20 protein-coding genes and 1 pseudogene are annotated in these 20,833 nt (G+C 62.4%); all 21 read right to left on the bottom strand.

Annotated features, from left to right (window positions below; all coding sequences use genetic code 11):
* Nucleotides 1-38: 38 nt before the first annotated feature.
* The 21 genes and pseudogenes from flhF to AC1M7R_RS18995 all read right to left on the bottom strand — a co-directional run bounded on the left by flhF (nt 39) and on the right by AC1M7R_RS18995 (nt 20,833).
* A complete protein-coding gene (gene flhF / locus AC1M7R_RS19095) occupies nt 39-1,388 on the bottom strand; it encodes a flagellar biosynthesis GTPase FlhF (RefSeq protein WP_072389480.1) in 1,350 nt (449 codons plus the stop codon).
* Nucleotides 1,389-1,399: 11 nt separating this feature from the next.
* On the bottom strand, nt 1,400-3,529 hold the full coding sequence (flhA, locus tag AC1M7R_RS19090) for a flagellar biosynthesis protein FlhA (RefSeq protein WP_072389482.1): 2,130 nt from the start codon (nt 3,527-3,529) through the stop codon (nt 1,400-1,402).
* 229 nt (nt 3,530-3,758) lie between these two features.
* Nucleotides 3,759-4,895, bottom strand: a complete 1,137-nt coding sequence (flhB, locus tag AC1M7R_RS19085) for a flagellar biosynthesis protein FlhB (protein WP_072389484.1) — start codon at nt 4,893-4,895, stop codon at nt 3,759-3,761.
* Nucleotides 4,896-4,898: 3 nt separating this feature from the next.
* Nucleotides 4,899-5,675, bottom strand: a complete 777-nt coding sequence (gene fliR / locus AC1M7R_RS19080; RefSeq protein ID WP_490610487.1) for a flagellar biosynthetic protein FliR — start codon at nt 5,673-5,675, stop codon at nt 4,899-4,901.
* Nucleotides 5,676-5,685: 10 nt separating this feature from the next.
* Nucleotides 5,686-5,955, bottom strand: a complete 270-nt coding sequence (gene fliQ / locus AC1M7R_RS19075; RefSeq protein ID WP_003184009.1) for a flagellar biosynthesis protein FliQ — start codon at nt 5,953-5,955, stop codon at nt 5,686-5,688.
* A 23-nt stretch (nt 5,956-5,978) separates the two neighbouring features.
* A complete protein-coding gene (gene fliP / locus AC1M7R_RS19070) occupies nt 5,979-6,728 on the bottom strand; it encodes a flagellar type III secretion system pore protein FliP (protein WP_072389488.1) in 750 nt (249 codons plus the stop codon).
* Nucleotides 6,728-7,135, bottom strand: a complete 408-nt coding sequence (gene fliO, locus AC1M7R_RS19065) for a flagellar biosynthetic protein FliO (RefSeq protein WP_092179770.1) — start codon at nt 7,133-7,135, stop codon at nt 6,728-6,730. The genes fliP and fliO overlap by 1 nt, the downstream gene beginning before the upstream one ends.
* Nucleotides 7,136-7,162: 27 nt before the next feature.
* Nucleotides 7,163-7,621 (bottom strand): flagellar motor switch protein FliN, encoded by a 459-nt coding sequence (fliN, locus tag AC1M7R_RS19060; protein WP_072389492.1) that lies wholly within the window; start codon nt 7,619-7,621, stop codon nt 7,163-7,165.
* Nucleotides 7,622-7,686: 65 nt separating this feature from the next.
* Nucleotides 7,687-8,655 carry a flagellar motor switch protein FliM gene (gene fliM / locus AC1M7R_RS19055; RefSeq protein ID WP_072389494.1) on the bottom strand — a complete coding sequence of 323 codons (969 nt, stop codon included), beginning with the start codon at nt 8,653-8,655 and terminating at the stop codon, nt 7,687-7,689.
* Nucleotides 8,656-8,664: 9 nt separating this feature from the next.
* Nucleotides 8,665-9,168, bottom strand: a complete 504-nt coding sequence (fliL, locus tag AC1M7R_RS19050; protein WP_053154955.1) for a flagellar basal body-associated protein FliL — start codon at nt 9,166-9,168, stop codon at nt 8,665-8,667.
* Between the two features lie 198 nt (nt 9,169-9,366).
* Nucleotides 9,367-10,740, bottom strand: a complete 1,374-nt coding sequence (locus AC1M7R_RS19045; RefSeq protein WP_490609827.1) for a flagellar hook-length control protein FliK — start codon at nt 10,738-10,740, stop codon at nt 9,367-9,369.
* Nucleotides 10,741-10,838: 98 nt separating this feature from the next.
* Nucleotides 10,839-11,183 (bottom strand): Hpt domain-containing protein, encoded by a 345-nt coding sequence (locus AC1M7R_RS19040; RefSeq protein ID WP_042731736.1) that lies wholly within the window; start codon nt 11,181-11,183, stop codon nt 10,839-10,841.
* 31 nt (nt 11,184-11,214) lie between these two features.
* A complete protein-coding gene (locus tag AC1M7R_RS19035; protein ID WP_072389498.1) occupies nt 11,215-12,921 on the bottom strand; it encodes an ATP-binding SpoIIE family protein phosphatase in 1,707 nt (568 codons plus the stop codon).
* A 102-nt stretch (nt 12,922-13,023) separates the two neighbouring features.
* Nucleotides 13,024-13,323 (bottom strand): annotated as a pseudogene (locus AC1M7R_RS19030) (STAS domain-containing protein); the annotation flags it as partial.
* Between the two features lie 103 nt (nt 13,324-13,426).
* Entirely contained in the window at nt 13,427-13,876 is a 450-nt protein-coding gene (gene fliJ / locus AC1M7R_RS19025; RefSeq protein WP_053154949.1) for a flagellar export protein FliJ, read from the bottom strand.
* A gap of 6 nt (nt 13,877-13,882) precedes the next feature.
* Nucleotides 13,883-15,241 carry a flagellar protein export ATPase FliI gene (gene fliI, locus AC1M7R_RS19020; protein WP_053154947.1) on the bottom strand — a complete coding sequence of 453 codons (1,359 nt, stop codon included), beginning with the start codon at nt 15,239-15,241 and terminating at the stop codon, nt 13,883-13,885.
* A complete protein-coding gene (gene fliH, locus AC1M7R_RS19015) occupies nt 15,231-16,061 on the bottom strand; it encodes a flagellar assembly protein FliH (protein WP_072389500.1) in 831 nt (276 codons plus the stop codon). The genes fliI and fliH overlap by 11 nt, the downstream gene beginning before the upstream one ends.
* 7 nt (nt 16,062-16,068) lie before the next feature.
* On the bottom strand, nt 16,069-17,088 hold the full coding sequence (gene fliG / locus AC1M7R_RS19010; protein WP_053154943.1) for a flagellar motor switch protein FliG: 1,020 nt from the start codon (nt 17,086-17,088) through the stop codon (nt 16,069-16,071).
* Entirely contained in the window at nt 17,081-18,865 is a 1,785-nt protein-coding gene (gene fliF, locus AC1M7R_RS19005) for a flagellar basal-body MS-ring/collar protein FliF (protein WP_440776587.1), read from the bottom strand. Before fliF ends, fliG begins: the two co-directional genes overlap by 8 nt.
* Before the next feature lie 16 nt (nt 18,866-18,881).
* Entirely contained in the window at nt 18,882-19,208 is a 327-nt protein-coding gene (fliE, locus tag AC1M7R_RS19000; RefSeq protein WP_072389504.1) for a flagellar hook-basal body complex protein FliE, read from the bottom strand.
* A gap of 230 nt (nt 19,209-19,438) precedes the next feature.
* Entirely contained in the window at nt 19,439-20,833 is a 1,395-nt protein-coding gene (locus AC1M7R_RS18995; protein ID WP_072389506.1) for a sigma-54-dependent transcriptional regulator, read from the bottom strand.

Genomic DNA, 20,833 nt, shown 5'->3' with positions numbered 1-20,833 from the left:
GACCATCGATGTAGGTACAAAAAATATTCATGATTACCTCAGCCGACCTGCTTGGTAGGGCTGTGGTAGATATCAGCGAACATGTCAGCCATGGCTTCTTCGCTGGGTTCGTCCTGCATTTGCACACTCACGGCGCGACTGACCAGTTGATGACGACGCGGCAGATGCAAATCATCCGGGATCCGCGGCCCATCGGTCAGGTACGCCACCGGCAGATCGTGACCGATCGCCAGGCTCAACACCTCGCCCAGGCTTGCCGTTTCGTCCAGCTTGGTCAGGATGCAACCGGCCAGACCACAGCGTTTGTAGCTGTGATAAGCGGCCGTTAGAACCTGTTTCTGGCTGGTGGTTGCCAACACGAGATAATTTTTTGACCGTATACCGCGACCGGCCAGGCTTTCAAGCTGCATGCGCAGGGCCGGGTCGCTGGCTTGCAGGCCGGCGGTATCGATCAGCACGACACGCTTGCGCAGCAGCGGCTCCAGCGCCTGGGCCAGGGATTGGCCCGGGTCCACGTGGGTCACCGACACATTGAGGATCCGACCCAGGGTCTTGAGTTGCTCCTGGGCGCCGATGCGGAAACTGTCCATGCTCACCAGGGCAATGCTCTGGGAACCGTACTTGAGCACATAACGGGCGGCCAGCTTGGCCAGGGTGGTGGTCTTGCCCATGCCGGCCGGACCGACCATCGCAATCACCCCGCCCTCTTCCAGCGGCTCGACTTCCGGCGTGGCGATCATCCGCGCCAGGTGCGCCAGCAGCATGCGCCAGGCCTGGCGAGGCTCCTCGATATCGTTGATCAGCGCCAGCAGGTCGCGGGCCAACGGACCGGACAGGCCGATGCGTTGCAGGCGACGCCACAGGTTGGCCTGGGCCGGGCGGCTGCCTTGCAGCTGGTTCCAGGCCAGGGAGCCGAGCTGGACTTCCATCAGCTCGCGCAGGCTGTTGAGCTCGAAACGCATCGAATCCAGGGCCCGTGGGTCGATACCCGGGGCGGGCGCGGCCGGAGCCGGGGCCGGACGACGCGGCTCGGCCGGGGTCGGCTCGATCAGCGGCTCGGCAGCGGTCAAGGGCAGGCCGGCAGTCAGCGGCTGGCCGGCGAACAATTGACGATTGGTGCCGGCGGCGGCCTCGCCTTCGCTGCTGCGCAGGCTCAATTCGGCCTGGGCACTGGCGATGCGCGACTGGGTCTTGCGCAGCTCATCCTCAAGTTCCATGTTCGGAACCCGCGGGGCCAACGCAGACAATTTGTAGTCCAGGGCCGCCGTCAGCTCGACACCGCCGGCGATCCGGCGGTTGCCGATGATGGCTGCTTCGGCGCCCAGCTCGTCACGAACCAGTTTCATGGCCTGACGCATATCGGCGGCGAAAAAACGCTTCACTTGCATAAACCACTACCTCAGCCGTTGGGCCCTACTGTCGCAACAATGGTCACTTGCTTGTTGTCCGGTATTTCCTGGTAAGCCAGCACATGCAGGCCCGGGACTGCGAGGCGGCCGAAGCGCGAGAGCATCGCGCGAATCGGACCTGCCACCAGCAGGATCACCGGTTGACCTTGCATTTCCTGCCGCTGGGCTGCCTCGATCAACGAACGCTGCAGCTTCTCGGCCATGCTTGGCTCCAGCAGAACACCCTCTTCCGAGCCTTGTCCTGCCTTCTGAAGACTATTGAGCAATATCTGTTCCAACCTTGGCTCCAGCGTGATCACAGGCAGCTCGGACTCAGTACCTACAATGCTTTGGACGATTGCACGGGACACGCCGACCCGCACTGCAGCCACCAGGGCGGCGGTATCTTGACTCTTGGAAGCGTTGTTGGCGATCGCTTCGGCAATGCTGCGAATGTCGCGAACCGGTACCTGTTCGGCCAGCAGCGCTTGCAGCACCTTGAGCAACTGAGACAACGAAACCACGCCAGGCACCAGCTCTTCGGCCAGTTTCGGAGAGCCCTTGGCCAGTACCTGCAGCAATTGCTGGACTTCCTCGTGGCCAATCAGCTCGCTGGAGTGCTTGTACAGAATCTGGTTCAAATGGGTCGCGACCACGGTACTGGCGTCCACCACGGTGTAGCCGAGGGACTGGGCCTGGGCTCGCTGGCTGATTTCGATCCACACCGCCTCGAGACCGAAAGCCGGATCCTTGGCGGTGATGCCGTTGAGCGAACCATAGACCTGCCCCGGGTTGATGGCCAATTCGCGGTCCGGATAGATCTCGGCTTCCGCCAGGATCACCCCCATCAAGGTCAGGCGATAGGCGCTTGGGGCCAGGTCGAGGTTGTCACGGATATGCACGGTGGGCATCAGGAAACCCAGGTCCTGGGACAGCTTCTTGCGCACGCCCTTGATCCGTGCCAGCAACTGGCCGCCCTGGTTGCGGTCGACCAGCGGGATCAGGCGGTAACCGACTTCCAGGCCGATCATGTCGATGGGGGTCACGTCGTCCCAGCCCAGCTCCTTGGTTTCCATGGCACGGGCCGGCGATGGCAGCAATTCCTGCTGGCGCTTGACCTCCTGCAGGGCCTGGACCTTCTGCTCGTTCTGTTTCTTCCAGAACAGATAGGCGCCGCCCGCGGCCACGGCAGCCATGGTCAGGAAGGAAACGTGCGGCATGCCCGGCACCAGGCCCATCACCGCCATCAGGCCGGCGGCCACGGCCAGGGCCTTGGGCGAGGCGAACATCTGCCGGCCGATCTGCTTGCCCATGTCTTCGGAGCCCGAGGCACGGGTCACCATGATCGCCGCGGCTGTGGATAACAACAGTGATGGCAATTGCGCCACCAAACCGTCACCGATGGTCAGCAAGGCATAGACCTTGCCCGCATCGCCGAAACTCATGTTGTGCTGGAAGATACCGACCGCCATGCCGCCGATCAGGTTGATGAAGAGGATCAGCAAGCCGGCGATGGCGTCACCGCGCACGAACTTGCTCGCACCGTCCATGGAGCCGTAGAACTCGGCTTCCTGGGCCACTTCAAGGCGGCGTGCCTTGGCCTGGCTCTGGTCGATCAGACCGGCGTTGAGGTCGGCATCGATCGCCATCTGCTTGCCTGGCATCGCATCGAGGGTAAAGCGCGCGCTCACCTCCGAAATCCGCCCGGCACCCTTGGTCACCACCACGAAGTTGATGATCATGAGGATGGCGAACACCACGATACCGACCACGTAGTTGCCACCAATCACCACCTCACCGAAGGCCTGGATCACCTTACCGGCAGCGGCGTGACCTTCCTGGCCGTGGAGCATGACCACGCGGGTGGACGCCACGTTCAGCGCCAGGCGCAACAGCGTGGCCACCAGCAGGATGGTGGGGAAGACCGCGAAATCCAGTGGGCGCAAGGCATACACGCACACCAGCAGTACGACGATGGACAAAGCGATGTTGAACGTGAAGAACACGTCCAGCAGGAACGGTGGTACCGGCAGCATCATCATGGCCAGCATGACCAGCAGCAACAGCGGCACGCCCAGATTGCCCCGGCTGAGGTCTACGACGTTGCTGCGCGCGGTGCTGAGTAACTGAGAGCGATCCACCGATATTCCCCGTTCCGTGAAGCAAACTTTTGACGCCCAGAGCGGGCGCAGACGGGGTATTGCAAGAAGCCTTCCAACTTTTGCCGACAGCCGAAACAGAGCGGGCGAAACGAATGCACGCGGTGGCAGCGAGCCTGCCCGCGACTGCGATTTGTCAGGCGCATCCGATGGTCGAATGGAGCATCGCGTTCGCGAGCAGGCTCGCCCCCACAGGGGGCGGGTTCATGGCTCAGGAATCGCGGCGCAGGTCCGGCGGGATCGGCAGGTCCTTGAGCGGCTCGGGACGCTTGCCCTTGCCGGCGCGGTGCTGACGGATCTGATAGACGTAGGCCAGTACCTGGGCCACCGCCAGATACAGGCCACCGGGGATTTCCTGGTCGAGTTCGGTGGAGTAGTAAATGGAACGTGCCAGCGCCGGAGATTCGAGCAGCATCACTTCATTGGCCACGGCGATTTCACGGATCTTCAATGCCAGGAAGTCGCTGCCCTTGGCCAGCAATACCGGGGCGTTGCCTTTGTCAGGATCGTATTTGAGCGCCACGGCATAGTGGGTCGGGTTGGTAATGACCACGTCGGCTTCCGGAATTGCCGCCATCATCCGCCGCTGGGATACCTCGCGCTGCAACTGGCGAATCCGCTGCTTGACCTCCGGCTTGCCCTCCGAGTCCTTGTACTCGTCGCGCACCTCCTGCTTGGTCATCATCAGTTTCTGCTTGCTCTGATAGAGCTGGATCGGCACATCGATAGCGGCGATCAGGATCAAGCCACAGGCCATCCACAACGTGCTCCAGCCCACCAGTTGCACGCTATGGATAATGGCCTGCTCCAGTGGTTCATGGGCGATGCGCAGCACGTCGTCGATATCGGCCTGCAATACCACCAATGCAACGGACAGGACCAACAGGAACTTGCCGAATGCCTTGAGCAGCTCCATCAGTGCCGTGGTGGAAAACATGCGCTTGAGGCCGGCCGCCGGATTCATCCGACTGAACTTGGGGGCCAGGCTCCCGGCGGCGAATAGCCATCCGCCCAGGGAAATCGGACCGATGAAGGCTGCCAGCAACAAAAAAATCAGGACTGGCTGAATCGCCAGGATGGCGATCTTGCCGGAATGCAACAGGTACTGCGCCATCGCGCCGGGGCTCAGCAGCACCTCCCGGGGCAAGGAAAAATTCAGGCGCATGATTTCCAACAGATCCAGAGCCAGGCCGCCCCCGTAAATCAGCAGGCCGCCAGCGCCGGCGAGCATGATCGCAAGGGTATTGAGCTCCTTGGAGCGCGCGATCTCGCCCTTTTCACGGGACTCTCTACGGCGTTTCTCCGTGGGGTCTTCTGTCTTGTCCTGACCGCTTTCGCTCTCGGCCATGGTTCAGCGCGCCTGTGCCATGTCACGCAGCAACTGCAAGGCCTGGGTGGCCAGCGGCTGGTACTGGTTGAGAATATCCCCCAGGCTGACCCAGAAAATCACCATGCCCAGCACCAGGGTCAGCGGGAAACCGATGGAAAAAATGTTCAACTGCGGCGCCGCCCGGGTCATCACGCCAAACGCGATGTTGACCACCAGCAGCGCAGTGATCGCCGGCAATACCAGCAGCATCGCCGCCCCCAGGACCCAGCCGAGCTTGCCGGCGACGTTCCAGAAATGATTGACCAGCATCGCGCTGCCCACCGGCAACGTGGTGAAACTCTCGGTCATGACTTCGAAAACCACCAGGTGTCCGTTCATGGAGAGGAACAGCAGGGTCACCAGCATGGTCAGGAGCTGCCCGATGACGGCCGTGTTGACGCCGTTGGTGGGGTCGATCATGGAAGCGAAGGCCATGCCCATCTGGATCGAAATGATCTGCCCCGCCACCACGAACGCCTGGAAAAACAACTGCAGCGAAAACCCCATCAGGACTCCGATGAGGATCTGTTCGGCCACCAGCATCAGCGCACTGAGGTCCAGGGCATTGACCGGGGGCATCGGCGGCAGCCCGGGCACGATGACTACCGTGATCGCCAGGGCGAAATACAGGCGCACGCGGGTCGGCACCAGGGTCGTGCCGAAGACCGGCATGCTCATCAACACGGCGGTCACGCGAAACAGCGGCAGGATGAACGACGCCACCCAGGTACTGATCTGGGTGTCCGTCAGTGCGAGCATCGACATCGGGTCAACCGATCAACTGCGGAATACTGCCGTACAACTGCAGGATGTATTCCATGAAGGTTTGCACCAGCCAGGGACCGGCGACAATCAGCGTCACCAGCATGACCAGCAGGCGTGGCAGGAAGCTCAGGGTCTGCTCGTTGATCTGGGTGGCGGCCTGGAACATGGCCACCAGCAGACCCACCAACAGGCTGGGGATCACCAGGATGGCAACCATCATGGTGGTCAGCCAGAGAGCCTCGCGGAACAGGTCTACCGCTACTTCAGGCGTCATATCGTCCTACTCGCGCAAGGGGTCTAAACACCGCCGAAACTGCCCGCCAGGGTGCCGATGATCAATGCCCAGCCATCCACCAGGACGAACAGCATGATCTTGAACGGCAGGGAAATGATCAGCGGCGACAGCATCATCATGCCCATGGCCATGAGGATACTGGCGACTACCAGGTCAATGATCAGGAACGGGATGAAAATCATGAAGCCGATCTGGAATGCGGTCTTGAGCTCGGAGGTCACGAACGCCGGCACCAGGATGGTCAGCGGCGCCTGGTCGGGGCTGGCGATGTCGGTGCGCTTGGACAGGCGCATGAACAGCTCCAGGTCGCTGCTGCGGGTTTGCGCCAGCATGAAATCCTTGACCGGCACCTCGGCCTTGGCCACGGCGTCCTGGGCAGTGATCTTCTCCGCCAGGTAAGGCTGCAGCGCATCCTGGTTCACCCGATCGAACACCGGGGCCATGATGAACATGGTCAGGAACAGCGCCATGCCGGTGAGGATCTGGTTCGACGGCGTCTGCTGCAAGCCCAGGGCCTGGCGCAGGATGGAAAAGACAATGATGATCCGGGTAAAGCTGGTCATCAGCATGACGAACGCCGGGATGAAGCTCAGCGCAGTCATGATCAGCAGGATCTGCAGGCTGACCGAGTATTCCTGGGCCCCTTCTGCGTTGGTCCCCAGGGTGATCGCCGGGATCGACAACGGATCGGCGGCGAACGCCAACGGCGCGGCCAGCATCAGCGCCAGCGTCAACAGAATGCGCAACGGCATTACTTCTTATCCTTCTGGTCTTTACCCAGCAGTTCCATGAGGCGCTGGGCAAATTCGGGAGTGGCCTGCTCGGTGGACGGCACCTGCACCGGCTCCTTGAGCACGTGCAACGCGGTGATCGTGCCAGGGCTCAGGCCCAGCAGGATCTGCTCGTTGCCCACCTGCACCAGCACCAGCCGGTCCCGCGGGCCAAGAGCGCGCGAGCCGACGATATCGATGACCTGGCCCTTGCCGGCCGGCCCCGCCTGTTGCACGCGGCGCAGCAACCAGGCGAGGAAAAAGATCAGCCCCAGCACCAGCAACAGGCCCAGCACCAGCTGCGCCAATTGCCCGGCCATACTGCTGCCGGACGCCGTGGCCGTGGTGGTCGCCGCCGGTTCGGCCGCCAGCACGCTGAAGGGCAGCATGAGGGCCGCTGCGATAAACCCCTTCACTCAGCGCAGCTTCTTGATGCGTTCGCTCGGGCTGATCACGTCCGTCAGGCGGATGCCGAACTTCTCGTTGACCACCACCACTTCGCCATGGGCGATCAGGGTGCCGTTGACCAGCACGTCCAGGGGCTCGCCGGCCAGGCGGTCCAACTCGATCACCGAACCCTGGTTGAGCTGCAGCAGGTTGCGGATGTTGATGTCGGTGCTGCCCACTTCCATGGAAATCGACACCGGGATATCGAGAATCACGTCCAGGTTCGGACCGTCCAGCGTCACGGGCTCGTGGCTCTTGGGCACGCTGCCGAACTCTTCCATGGGCAGGCGGTTGGACGCAGCGGCGCCGGTGTCGGCTGCCAGCAAGGCGTCGATGTCGGCCTGTCCGCTTTCGCCAGCTTCTTCCAGGGCAGCGGCCCATTCGTCGGCCAGCGCCTGGTCGTCCTGGTTGTTCATATCGTTAGCCATCGTTTGTCCTCGGCGGGCAAAAATCAGTTAGAAACGTAAAATCCGCTAAAAAGTTTCGACACTGCTCAGCGGCGTTCGATCGGCTCGATCACTTGCAACGCGAGGTTGCCTTTGTGAGAGCCCATCTTGACCTTGAAGGCCGGTACGCCGTTGGCACGCATGATCATGTCTTCCGGCATCTCGACGGGGATGATGTCCCCCGGCTGCATGTGCAGGATGTCCCGCAGGCGCAGTTGACGCCGCGCGACAGTCGCGCCAATCGGCACGTCCACGTCCAGCACGTCCTGGCGCAGGGCATTGATCCAGCGCTCGTCCTGGTCGTCGAGGTCCGACTGGAAACCGGCGTCGAGCATCTCGCGCACCGGCTCGATCATCGAATACGGCATGGTCACGTGCAGGTCACCTCCACCGCCATCGAGCTCGATATGGAAAGTCGACACCACGATGGCCTCGCTCGGGCCGACGATGTTGGCCATGGCCGGGTTCACTTCCGAGTTGATGTACTCGAAGTTCACTTCCATGATCGCCTGCCAGGCCTCCTTCAGGTCGATGAAGGCCTGCTCCAGCACCATACGCACCACTCGCAGCTCGGTGGGGGTGAATTCACGCCCTTCGATCTTGGCGTGACGACCATCTCCGCCGAAGAAATTGTCCACCAGCTTGAACACCAGCTTGGCATCCAGGATGAACAGCGCGGTGCCGCGCAACGGCTTGATCTTGACCAGGTTCAGGCTGGTGGGCACGTACAGCGAATGCACGTACTCACCGAATTTCATCACCTGCACGCCGCCGACGGCCACGTCGGCCGAACGGCGCAGCATGTTGAACATGCTGATACGGGTGTATCGGGCAAAGCGCTCGTTGATCATCTCCAGGGTCGGCATGCGTCCGCGAACGATGCGATCCTGGCTGGTCAGGTCGTAGCTTTTGACGCTGCCCGGTTCAGTAGCGGTTTCGGTTTGCACCAGGCCGTCGTCGACACCATGCAACAGCGCATCGATTTCGTCCTGGGACAACAGGTCCTGCACGGCCATGTCGTGTTCCTACTGCAATACGAAGTTAGTGAAGAGCAACTGTTCGATCACCACTTTGCCGAGTTCTTTCTGTGCCACTTCCTGCACGCTGGCCGTGGCTTTCTGACGCAGCATTTCCTGGCCGACAGGGGTGGCCAGGGTGTCGAAGTTCTGTCCGGAAAACAGCATCACCAGGTTATTGCGGATCAGCGGCATGTGCACCCGCAAGGCTTCCAGGTCGGCCTGATTGCGACCCAGCAGGGTGATGCTGACCTGCATGTAGCGCTGACGGCCGTTCTGGGTGTAGTTGGCCACGAACGCAGGCGCCATGGGCTCGAAAATCGCCGGCTGCTTGCCGACCGGTGCCGCTTCGGCCACGGGCGCAGGCTTGCTTTGAGCGTTGTGCATGAAATACCAGGTCGCCCCCACGGATACACCGATCGCCAGCAGCAGCCCCACGACGATCAGGATGATCATCTTGAGTTTGCCTTTGGTCGCAGGGTCTTTTACAGCTGCTGCTTCGCTCTTCGCCATGCCAATAATCCGTCACTAATCGGGGGGTTTACGGTTGCATGGCAAGGCAGGAGCAAGTGTTATGCCAGAACATGTCGGGAGCACAAAGCACTGTGGGAGCGAGCCTGCTCGCCATTACGGAGTCTCGGTCACCTCGTATCGGTGACTGGTCCACAGTCATGGCGAGCTGGCTCGCTCCCACAGGGTCTGTTTGCCTGGTCAGGCGTAGTAATCCACGGCGCTGGTACCGATGACGGTGGTGGTGCTGGCGGCCACCTCGGCGACGCCGGCCGGCAGGTTTTCATCCCCGGAGTCCAGGCGCGCGCCAGTCGACGAAGCGCGCCCGGCCTGGGCCTGCTGCTGCGCCTGCTGGTCCGGGTTCTGGGAGCCACGGGATTGATCGGACACGCTGACGTCGACCTGGCCCATGCCCTGCTGGGCGAAGCTGTCGCGCAGGCGGTGCATCTGGCCTTCGAGGGCTTCGCGCACACCGGAGTGAGCGCTCATGAAGGTAACCTGGGTCTGCTGGTCCGGGATCATGTTCACCCGGATATCCAGGCGTCCGAGTTCGGCTGGCTGCAACTGGATGTCCGCCGCCTTGAGATTGGCGCTCGACAGGTACATGACCCGGTTGACGATCTCTTCGGTCCAGCCGCTCTGGTTCATGGCGATTGGCTGGTTGACCGGCACCGCGTTGGCAGTCTTGGGCGTGGCGGCCTGGGTCAGCGCCGCCAGGCGGTTGGCGAAATCATCCACCCGGGTATCGCTGGAAGCGCCCCCCAGATCCTTGAGCCCTTCGCTGATCAGGCCGCTGAAGGCCTTGTCGCCGCCCTGGCTTCCCGGACCGGTGCTGTCCTGGTCAGCCTGGACGCTGAGCATATTGGCCATGCCGGCGGCGAATGTCTGGGCCGACGTGGACGTCTGTTCGGCTTCGAGCGGCGCCGTAGCGGCTGCCTTGGACTGGCTGGCGGCGGAAACATGGCCGCTCTGCTCCATTGCCAGGCGCAGCGCCGGCAGGGCATCGAGGGGGTCAGCCTGTGGATCGAACTCCGGGTCCACCACTGGAGCCTCAGCCTTGGCCGGCGTCACTAGGGGCGCAACCGGTGCCGCCACCGCCGCGACAACCTGAGGTGCGGAGCAAACGTCCACCGGCGTGGGTGCAACGTCCACGGTCACGACCGATGCGGCAGTCTCCGGCAGCAAGGCGGGGTCCAGTGTCGGATCGGCAAGCGGAGCCTCGGCCACGGGCGCTTCAGCCGTATCGTCGCGCTCCTCGCTGGCCTGCTGGTCGTCGGCGGTGACCGGTTTGTCGGTGGGCAAGGGTTTGCCGCTATCGGCAACGGTCGGTTCTGGCGCGGCAGCCGTTTCGTTGCCGGCGTCTTTCTTGACGGTGTTGTCGGGCGTCTTGTCGCGCACCGGCTTCATCGAAGGTTCAGGTACCGACGGTGATTTGACGGGGGCCTGCTTGGCGAAGACCTGCGCGAAGCTGAAGGCTCTATTTCCTGGCTCCGGGGCCGCTGCCGGTGAATTGACGGCGGTCTGGGGCTTGGCCTGGGTGGTGGCCTGCAGCAGTGTATTGGGCGTAACGGGCATAAAAAGTCTCCGCTGCACTGAAATCATAGGTACAGTCGAGACAAGTCAATGCAAGGGGCGGGCCAACGCCGCAGAGGCTGGAAATCGGTCGGTCATGCTCAGCAGTGGAAACCTTCGCGCTCTTCCCTGCAGAGGTTTCGAACATGGGCAAATTCGCTGTCGATCTCGCTGACCAGCTTCTCGATGCCACCCAGCGAGGGCTGCTTGGCACGCTGCTCCAGCTCGCCGCACAGCTCAGCCAGGCGGATGGCCCCCATGTTGCTGCTGCTGCCCTTGAAGCTGTGGGCCGTGGCGCTCAGTTTTTCAGCGTCACGAGCCTCGTGCAGCACGCGAAGGCGCGCCTCGGAATCGTTGAGAAAGGTGTCTAGCAGTTCCAGATACCCTTCCTCCATGACTTCCTTCAATGTGCTGAGCACATCGCGGTCCAGATGAATCTCACTCACTTGTTCGCTCCTTGATCAAGAATGGCGCGGATTATGCCAGAGCCTCCCAGAAAAACTCCACGCGGACACTACGACCATCGTCTGACCAACGGGCCTGATGGCTCAACTGCCGTACCAGGCTCACACCGCGCCCTGACAGCCTGTCGCAGTCCAGAGGTCGCGCCAGCACCTGGGCGACATCGAAGCCCTCGCCGCTGTCTTCGACCTCGATCACCAGGCGGCCACCCTCACCATGAGGGGTGATATGCAAGTGTACCCGGATGTGACCGTCACTCAATTCTTCCAGGCGTGAGTTGCGCTCCGTGTAATAACGCGCAAAACCCGACGCGTCACGCTTGATACTCGAATCCAGCCCCAGCACGCCATGTTCCAGGGCGTTGGAATACAACTCCGAGAGTACGCTGTAGAGCGCACCGCTCTGGGCCCTGAGCCCATGAACTTCAAGCAACAGTTGCAACAGGTACGGCATGGGATTGAACCGCCTGAGCGTCTGCGCCCGGAACTCGAAGCTCACCGACCAGTCCAGCGGGCTGGACTGGCCGCTATCGGAATAGACCGGTGGCGGCGGGTTGAGTTGCGCCGGCGCCACCATCCGCACCTCCACCATGCTGAAGTCATCGCGGGCCTCGCCGCGAAAATCCCGCAGCGCCTGCTGGATGTCTTCGAAAAGACTGTCCGGCTCGCGGTTGGCGGCGAAGACCGCCTGCAGCCGATCCACGCCAAACAGTTCGTCATCCTCGTTACTGGTATCGATGACGCCATCCGACAGCAGGAATACCCGATCCCCTACCGCCATCGGATGCACTTCGGTACGGTCATCGAATAACTGTGGCGTGAGCACGCCCAACGGCAGGTGGCGCGCCGGCAATGGCTTGCGCGCCCCGCTGAGGCTGTCATGCAGGTAGCCGTCGGGCATGCCGCCGTTCCAGATTTCCACCGTGCCGCGTTGGAAACTCAGGCACAACAGCGTCGCGCAGCAGAACATGTCGACCGGCAGGATGCGTTTGAGCTTGGCGTTCATTTCCCGCAGGATCTGCGCCAGGCCGTAGCCCTTGGCAGTCATGCCGTAGAACACCTCCGCCAGCGGCATCGCGCCGACTGCCGCCGGCAGGCCGTGGCCGGTGAAATCCCCCAGCAGGACATGCATGTCGCCGGCCGGATTGAACGCGGCCAGCAGCAGATCGCCGTTGAACAAGGCATAAGGTGATTGCAGGTAACGGATGTTCGGAGCGCTGAGACAGCCGGAGTGGGCGATCTTGTCGAACACGGCCTTGGCGACCCGCTGTTCGTTGAGCAGGTAATCGTGGTGCCGGGCGATCTGGTCGCGCTGCTCAACGACGGTAGCCTGCAAACGCCGCAACCGATCCATCGCCTTGATCTTGGCGGCCAGGATCACCTGGTTATAGGGTTTTGCCAGGAAATCGTCGCCACCGGCCTCCAGGCAACGAGCCAAGGCCTCGCTTTCGGTCAATGACGTGAGGAAGATGATCGGAACCAGCTGCTCGCCGGCCAACTGCTTGATCTTCTGCGCGGCCTCGAACCCGTCCATGACGGGCATCATCGCGTCCATCAGCACCAGGTGCGGACGCTGCTGCTGGTACACCTCCACTGCCTCGGCACCATCGGCTGCAGTGAGCACATGATGCCCCTGGCGACGGACAATGGTGGACAACAGCAGCCGATCAGCGGCACTGTCCTCGGCAATCAGGACCGTCAGCGACTCCAGATCGGACAACATGGCGGGTGATCAGGCTTTGCCCAGATGGAACTTGTCCTGGTGAGCGTGGCCGTTCTGCGCGCCATCATCTTTCGCCGCCGACTTGTCCTCCTTCGGGCCGTCGATATCGAACAGCTTGTCGAAATTGGAGATCGCAAGAATCTTGCGCACATCCGCACCGCAGTTGGTGACGCTCACATCGGCGTCTTCACCCCCGGCGTAATCACGCAGCAGGAGCAACATGCCCAAAGCGGAGCTGTCGAGATAGGTGGTGTCTTTCAGGTCCACGACGTAGGTTTCGGGCTTCTTGTGGAACTTTTCGTAAGATTCACGAAATTCCTGGTGCCGCCCGAAATCGAAACGACCCTTGATCGAAATCGTCAGTTTCTTCCCATCGTCGGATACTTCTGTAACGACTGACATAGTAGGCTTCCCTGTCATGGACATACGTGTACAAGGTGTAGCACCTGGTAGAGGACTGAGCAAGGCCTTGGATCGCCCCGCCCTCTAAATTCCAGTGCCCCGGTCAAAACGGATCCTGGCGCGGCAGGCGCTGGGACAGCTCATCCAGCAGCTTCTGCTCGCGTTTGTCTTCCAACTGTCGCGCCTCATCGATGTAACGCTGCACCAGTTTGCGCAGCCCTTCGACGCGGGCGAAAGCCTCCTGCCAACTCTGGCGCGCCTTCTCCAGGTTGTTCTGGTGCCAGACCAGGCTCTGGCGCTGCTGGTCGATGGCCGTCCCCAACTGCGCGAGAAACCCCTGATAGCCCAATAACCACTGGCCGGAAACGCCGTGGCTGCCACGGGCGATCCATTGTTCCTGATATTCCAGGCGGAAATTCTCCAGGTCGGCCAGCTTGCTTTCGGCAACGGCCACCTGGCCCTGGAAATACGCCAACCGCTGGACCGCGGTCTTCTCGGCCTTTTCCGCCATGTCCACCACGGGCGCCAGGCGCGCCGCACGACTCGTGGCCATGATCGGTTATCCGCCGGAAACCGGGGCGAAGATGGTCTGCAGGTGCGCTTCGCTGGCGCCCATGCCGATGTTGTCGTTCAGGCTCTGGCGCAGGTAGACCGCCATGGCTGGATAGAGATTGATGGCGGTGTCGGTCTCGCGATCGCCCCCGGGTACGTAGGCCCCCACACTGATCAGATCGCGGCTCTGCTGGTAGCGCGACCAGTATTGCTTGAATTGCTGGGCGCGCTTGAGGTGTTCGGCGCTGATGACCGATGGCATGACCCGACTGATGGACGCCTCGATATCGATGGCCGGGTAATGCCCCTCCTCCGCCAGGCGCCGGGACAGCACGATGTGGCCGTCCAGCACCCCCCGCGCCGAGTCGGCGATGGGGTCCTGCTGGTCGTCGCCTTCGGACAGCACGGTATAGAACGCCGTGATCGAGCCGCCGCCCTTCTCGGCATTACCGGCGCGCTCCACCAGCTTGGGAAGCTTGGCGAACACCGATGGCGGATAGCCCTTGGTGGCCGGCGGCTCGCCGATGGCCAGGGCGATTTCCCGCTGGGCCTGGGCGAAACGGGTCAACGAGTCCATCAGCAACAGGACATTCTTGCCCTTGTCGCGGAAATATTCGGCGATGCGGGTGCAATACATGGCGGCCCGCAGGCGCATCAGCGGCGCGTCGTCCGCCGGCGAGGCCACCACGACGGAGCGCTTGAGGCCTTCCTCGCCGAGGATGTGCTCGATGAATTCCTTCACCTCACGACCCCGTTCGCCGATCAGCCCCACCACGATGATGTCGGCTTCGGTGAAGCGGGTCATCATGCCCAGCAGCACACTCTTGCCCACCCCCGTACCGGCGAAAAGCCCCAGACGCTGGCCGCGCCCTACCGTCAATAAACCGTTGATGCAGCGAATGCCCACGTCCAGCGGTACGCTGATGGGGTCGCGCTTGAGCGGGTTGATCGTCGGACCGTCCATCGGCACCCAGTCCTCGGCCTTCATGCCGCCCTTGCCGTCCAGGGCACGGCCGGCACCATCCAGCACGCGCCCGAGCATGCTCATGCCCATGGGCAGCCGGCCGGTATCGGCCAGGGGCACTACCCGCGCACCGGGCGCGATGCCCGCCACGCTGCCCACCGGCATCAGAAAGACCTTGCTGCCGGAAAAGCCCATGACTTCGGCTTCGACCTGCACCGGATGGTAGGTGTCGTCATTGATGACCAGGCAGCGGCTGCCCATGGCGGCACGCAGGCCTTCGGCCTCCAGGGTCAGGCCGACCATGCGCAACAGACGTCCTTCCAGGATCGGCTGGCCGGCCAGTTCGGTGGCCTCGGCGTAGCTGCCCAGGCGCTTGCCGAAGCTGGTTCTTTCAAGGCGCATCGCGAGCATCCGGTTCGGTAGCGATCAGTTCGGCGGCATCCAGGCCGGCACTGACGGCGCCCCTGGGCTCGTCCGGCAATTCCACGCTAAGGTCGGCAGCGGCCGGATGCAGGGCCTGTTCGTGCAACTGGTCGAAGAGCTTGGCCATGGCTTGCTGGATGCGGGTTTCGACAGTGGCATCGATGCGACTGTGTTCGGTTTCCACCCGGCATCCACCCGGCAGCAAGGCTTCGTCCTCGACGATGCGCCACGTTTCCTCGTGACGCTCGCGCAGAGCTTTGACCAAGGCGAAATCCTGGGGATTGATGTATAGGCGCACGTTGCCCACGCCCAATGGCAACAGCTTGAGGGCCTCGCGCATGACATGTTCGATCTGGCTCGAATCGATGGCCAGTTCGCGCTGGATCACTTGCCTGGTGATGTGTTGCACCAACCCCACCAGGGATTTTTCGATCTGCGTATCCTGCTCGGCGATGGGCTCGAACAGGTTGAGCATCAGTGTCTCCAGCGCCTGGAGCTTGGCCGTCAACGCCGTTTCGGCTTCCTGGCGGACCTTGATGGACGTGCTGTGGAAGCCTTCCTTCTCACCGATGGCGAAACCTTCGTTGTAGGCTTCCTGGCGAATGCCTTCCACTTCCTCCAGGGTCAGCGGCTGGACTTCCTCCAGCGGCACTTCCTCGATTTCCGGCAGCTCCTCCACCGGCTCGGGCTCAGGCTCCGGCACATGAGGGTCGAAGCTGGGCAGCGACCAGACGTCGAAACCACCGACATCCCGGGCGCGGATCAGGTCGCTGGGTGCATCATCACTCTTGGCAGACATAACGACCTTAGATCATCTCTTCGCCGCCCTTGCCACCGAGCACGATTTCTCCGGCTTCGGCCATGCGACGGGCGATGGTGAGGATTTCCTTCTGTGCGGTTTCCACATCGCTGACGCGCACCGGGCCCTTGGCCTCCAGGTCGTCGCGCAACAGTTCGGCCGCCCGTTTGGACATGTTCTTGAAGATCTTCTCCTTGACGCCTTCGTCCGACCCCTTGAGGGCCAGTACCAGCACATCGGAGGACACTTCGCGCAACAGCGCCTGGATACCGCGGTCGTCGACATCGGCCAGGTTGTTGAACACGAACATGAGGTCTTCGATCTGACCGGACAGGTCTTCGTCGAACTCGCGGATCGAGTCCATCAGTTGGCCCTCGATCGAACTGTCGAGGAAGTTCATGATATCCGCCGCACGCTTGATGCCACCCAGGGTGGTGCGCGAGGCATTGGAATTGCCCGAGAACTGCTTCTCGAGTATCTGGTTCAGTTCCTTCAGCGCCGCCGGCTGCACGGTGTTGAGCGAAGACACCCGCAGGATGATGTCCAGCCGCGCCTTGTGATCGAAATTGCCGAGCACTTCGCCCGCCTGGTCGGGATCGAGGTAGGCCACCACGATCGCCTGGATCTGCGGGTGCTCGTAACGGATCACGTCCGCCACGGCCCGCGGCTCCATCCACTTGAGGCTGTCCAGGCCACTGGTGTTGCCCCCCAGCAGGATCCGGTCGATCAAGCCATTGGCCTTGTCCTCGCCCAGGGCCTGGGTGAGCATCTTGCGCACGTAGTCATCGGAGCCGACGCCCAGGCTGGTCTGGTCGCCGACGATGTCGACGAACTCGCTCATGACCTGCTCGACCTGCTCACGGTGCACGTTACCCATCTGCGCCATGGCCACCCCCACACGCTGGACCTCCTTGGGCCCCATGTGGCGCAGCACCTGGGCGGCATCGGTCGACCCCAGGGACAGCAGCAGGATCGCGGCTTTGTCGACCCGGGACAATTTGGCAACGGCGGCTCGATTATCACTCATCTGCGTTAATCCACTCTTTCACGACCTGGGCCACACGACCCGGATCTTCTGCCACCAGACTCTTGATGGCGTTCAACTGTGCGTCATAGCCTTCGCTCGGGCTTGGCAACAGAATGCTCTGCGGCCCACCGAGGCTGACGCGATCGTTGGCCAATTCGCCATCCAGGCCACCCATGCCTCCCAGCTCTACATCACCCAGGCCGGCCAGTTGCTTGTTCCTGCCGCCATTGGTGATGTTGTTGAGTACCGGACGCAGCACCCCGAAGACCAGCACCAGGATGAACAGCACGCCCAATACTTGCTTGACCACATCCCAGAACCAGGGTTGCGAATAAAACGGAATATCGGCGATCACTTCTCCGCGCTCGGAGGAGAACGGCACGTTGATCACGCTGACGCTGTCGCCACGGCTGGCGTCGAAACCCACGGCGTCCTGTACCAGGCGGGTAAAGCGCGCCAATTCGTCGGCGCTCCAGGGCGCACGGGTGGTTTCGCCGTTCGCCGGGTTGACCTTGACCTGATCGTCCACCACCACTGCCACCGACAGGCGGTTCAAACGCCCTTGCTGTTGCTTGGTGTGGCTGATGGAACGGTCCAGCTCGAAGTTCTTGGTCGATTGCTGGCGCTTGTCGGCCGGGTACGGCGCGAGCATCGGCTGGCCGGTGGCCGGATCCATGATCTGCTGGCCGTTGGCATCTACCAGCGGCTGGCCTGGCTGCACCATACCGACAGCCCCGGCGGCACCACCAGTGGTCTGCGGCGCGCTGGCAGGCGATGGCGGCTGGTTGCTCAGGGCACCGGGCACGCCTTGGGGGCCATTGCTGGCGGTGCGCTGCTCAGTCACCGACTGCTCACTGCGCAAGGCCGGTTGATCGGGGTTGAACTGCTCGGACGTCGACTCGACGGCGCTGAAGTCCACATCGGCCGACACTTCGGCCTTGTAGCGGTCATTGCCCAGGATCGGCTGCAGGATGTTATGCACACGCTGGGTCAGCATGCCTTCCATGCGACGGCTGTAGTCGAACTGCTTGCCGGCCATGGTCAGTTCGGAGTTTTCCACCTGGTCGGACAGCAGGTTGCCCTTCTGGTCGACCACGGTGATCTGCGACTTGCTCAATTCAGGAACGCTGGTCGCCACCAGATTGACGATCGCCAGGACCTGGCCAGGCTCGAGCGCGCGGCCCGGGTACAACTCGACCAGTACCGAAGCACTGGGCTTGCGCTCGTCGCGCACGAATACCGAGCTTTTCGGGATCGCCAGGTGCACACGGGCACCCTTGACGTTGTTCAGGCTGGAAATGGTACGCGCCAGCTCGCCTTCCAGGCCGCGACGATAACGGGTCGCTTCCATGAACTGGCTGGTGCCCAGGCCCTGATCCTTGTCGAGGATCTCGAAGCCGATATTGCCGTCGCTGGGCGTCACGCCGGCGGCGGCGAGCTTGAGGCGCGCACGCGCTACGTCGTCGGCCTTGACCAGCAGGGCACCGGAATTGGGCTCGACGGTATAGGGAATGTCTGCGGAAGCCAGGGTCTCCATGACTTGCTTGGCGTCCATGCCTTCCAGGCTGCCGTACAAAGGACGGTAGTCCGGCTGCTGGGACCACAGCACCACGGCGAAACCAATCGCCACGCTGGCAGCCAGGCCGACCAACAGGCCAACCTGACGCAGCATGGTCATCTCGGAGAGGTTTTCCAGGAAAGACAGCCCGAACAGCGGCGGTTTGCCGTCTGGTGCAGGGGTCTTGGCCGGAACGTTATCAACGACTGCTTCTGCCATGACTCAATAGTTTCCTTTAGACCGGCATCTGCATGATGTCTTGATAGGCCTGAACCAGTTTGTTGCGAACCTGGGTCAATGCCTGAAACGAGACAGAGGCTTTCTGCGAAGAGATCATTACATCAGTCAGGTCGACGCCACTTTTGCCAATTTCAAAAGCACTGGCCAGTTGACTAGACGCCTGCTGGGTATCGTTCACTTTATTGACGGCCTGACCGAGCATGTCGGAAAAGCTGCTGCCACCCACCTGGGGGACCGCGACCGACTTGGGCTGTGCCATGGCGTCCATCTGCATGGCCCGCATGTCCAGCATCAATCGATTAAATTCAATACCTTGGCTCATGGTCTACTCTCTCTGGCGGCCCGCATTTTTTTGACACTTACTCAGCGGGTATACAGGTGTTAGCAACAAGGGTGCCAGCTCCGTGGCCGTCATAAACAAATGCGCGCGCCGCTCCTTCGAGGCACCTGTGCAAGCGCGCCTGCTGGCGATAGCGGTGTGTCGGTCAACGTCCTCGTCGCGAGACCATGGTCGTCGCGCGCAGACTCGTTCCCACAGGGTTCAACTCAAATTCAACTGGCGAACAGGTAGGCCTCTACGTCCATCCCCGCGTCACGCATCTGCGCCAGCTTGTAGCGCAAGGTGCGCGGGCTGATGCCCAGACGTTCCGCCGCCTCCTTGCGCCGGCCACGCTCGGCACGCAGGGTGTCGATGATCATCTGGAACTCGCGCCGCCGCAGGTCATCGCCCAAGGCCCCAGCCGACTCGCCCTCGACTTCCGCCGCCGGTACGAATGCCGCCACCGGCGGCTGCGAAGCGACCGGCAATGGGGCACAGGCCACCGGGCCGGCCAGGCAGAAATCCTCAGGCTGGATCAAGCCGCCCTGCTGCAGGATCAAGGCTCGCTGGATCGCGTTATCCAGCTCCCGGACATTTCCGGGCCAAGGGTAGGCAACCAGGCAGGCCTGCGCCGCCGGCGACAACCTGGCGGCCGCATGCTTCATTTTATTGACGTGCCGGGCCAACAACCGCTCGGCCAGCGGCAGGATATCGGCAGTGCGCTCGCGCAATGGACGCCAGGCCAGGGGAAATACCGACAGGCGGTAGTAAAGGTCTTCCCGAAAACGACCCGCCGCCACTTCGCCGGCCAGGTCTCGGTTGGTGGTCGCCACCACGCGGATATCCAGGTGGATGGGCTTGCGCCCACCGACCCGCTCCACTTCCCGCTCCTGCAGCACCCGCAACAGCTTGGCTTGCAGCCCCAGGGGCATTTCGGAAATCTCGTCGAGCAGAATGGTGCCGCCATCGGCCTGCTCGAATTTGCCGGCCTGGGCCGCAATGGCCCCGGTGAACGAGCCCTTTTCGTGACCGAACAGGGTCGCTTCGAGCATGTTGTCGGGAATCGCCGCGCAGTTGATGGCAATGAACGGTTCGTTGGCGCGCCGGGATTGCTGATGGATATAGCGCGCCAGGACCTCCTTGCCGGTGCCGGACTCACCGGAAATCAACACAGTGGAATCGCTACGCGCCACTCGCGCGGCCAATTCCAGCAGTTGCGCACTGGCCGGCTCGAACGCCACCGGCCCTTCGCCTTCGACGAGCGGGACACCCAGCGCATGGCGCGCCACCAGATCCAGCAGCGCCTTGGGTTCGAATGGCTTGACCAGGTAATCCGCTGCGCCCTGGCGCATGGCGTCCACCGCTCGCTCCACCGCACCGTGGGCGGTCATCAGCAACACCGGCAATTGTGGATGGCGGGCACGTAACAGCCCGAGCAACTGGTGACCATCCATGCCCGGCATGTTCACATCACTGACCACCAGGTTGAAGGTTTCCCGAGCCACGGCCAGCAGCGCGTCCTCTGCCGAGCCAACGGCAACATAATCATGCCCGGCCAGCACCAGCGTGTCGGCCAGCGCTTCGCGCAGGGCCCGGTCGTCCTCTACCAGTAACACCTTGATCGCCAT

Source organism: Pseudomonas sp. MS01C9, assembly GCF_058202755.1.
This window is presented reverse-complemented; position numbering and strand designations above follow the sequence as displayed.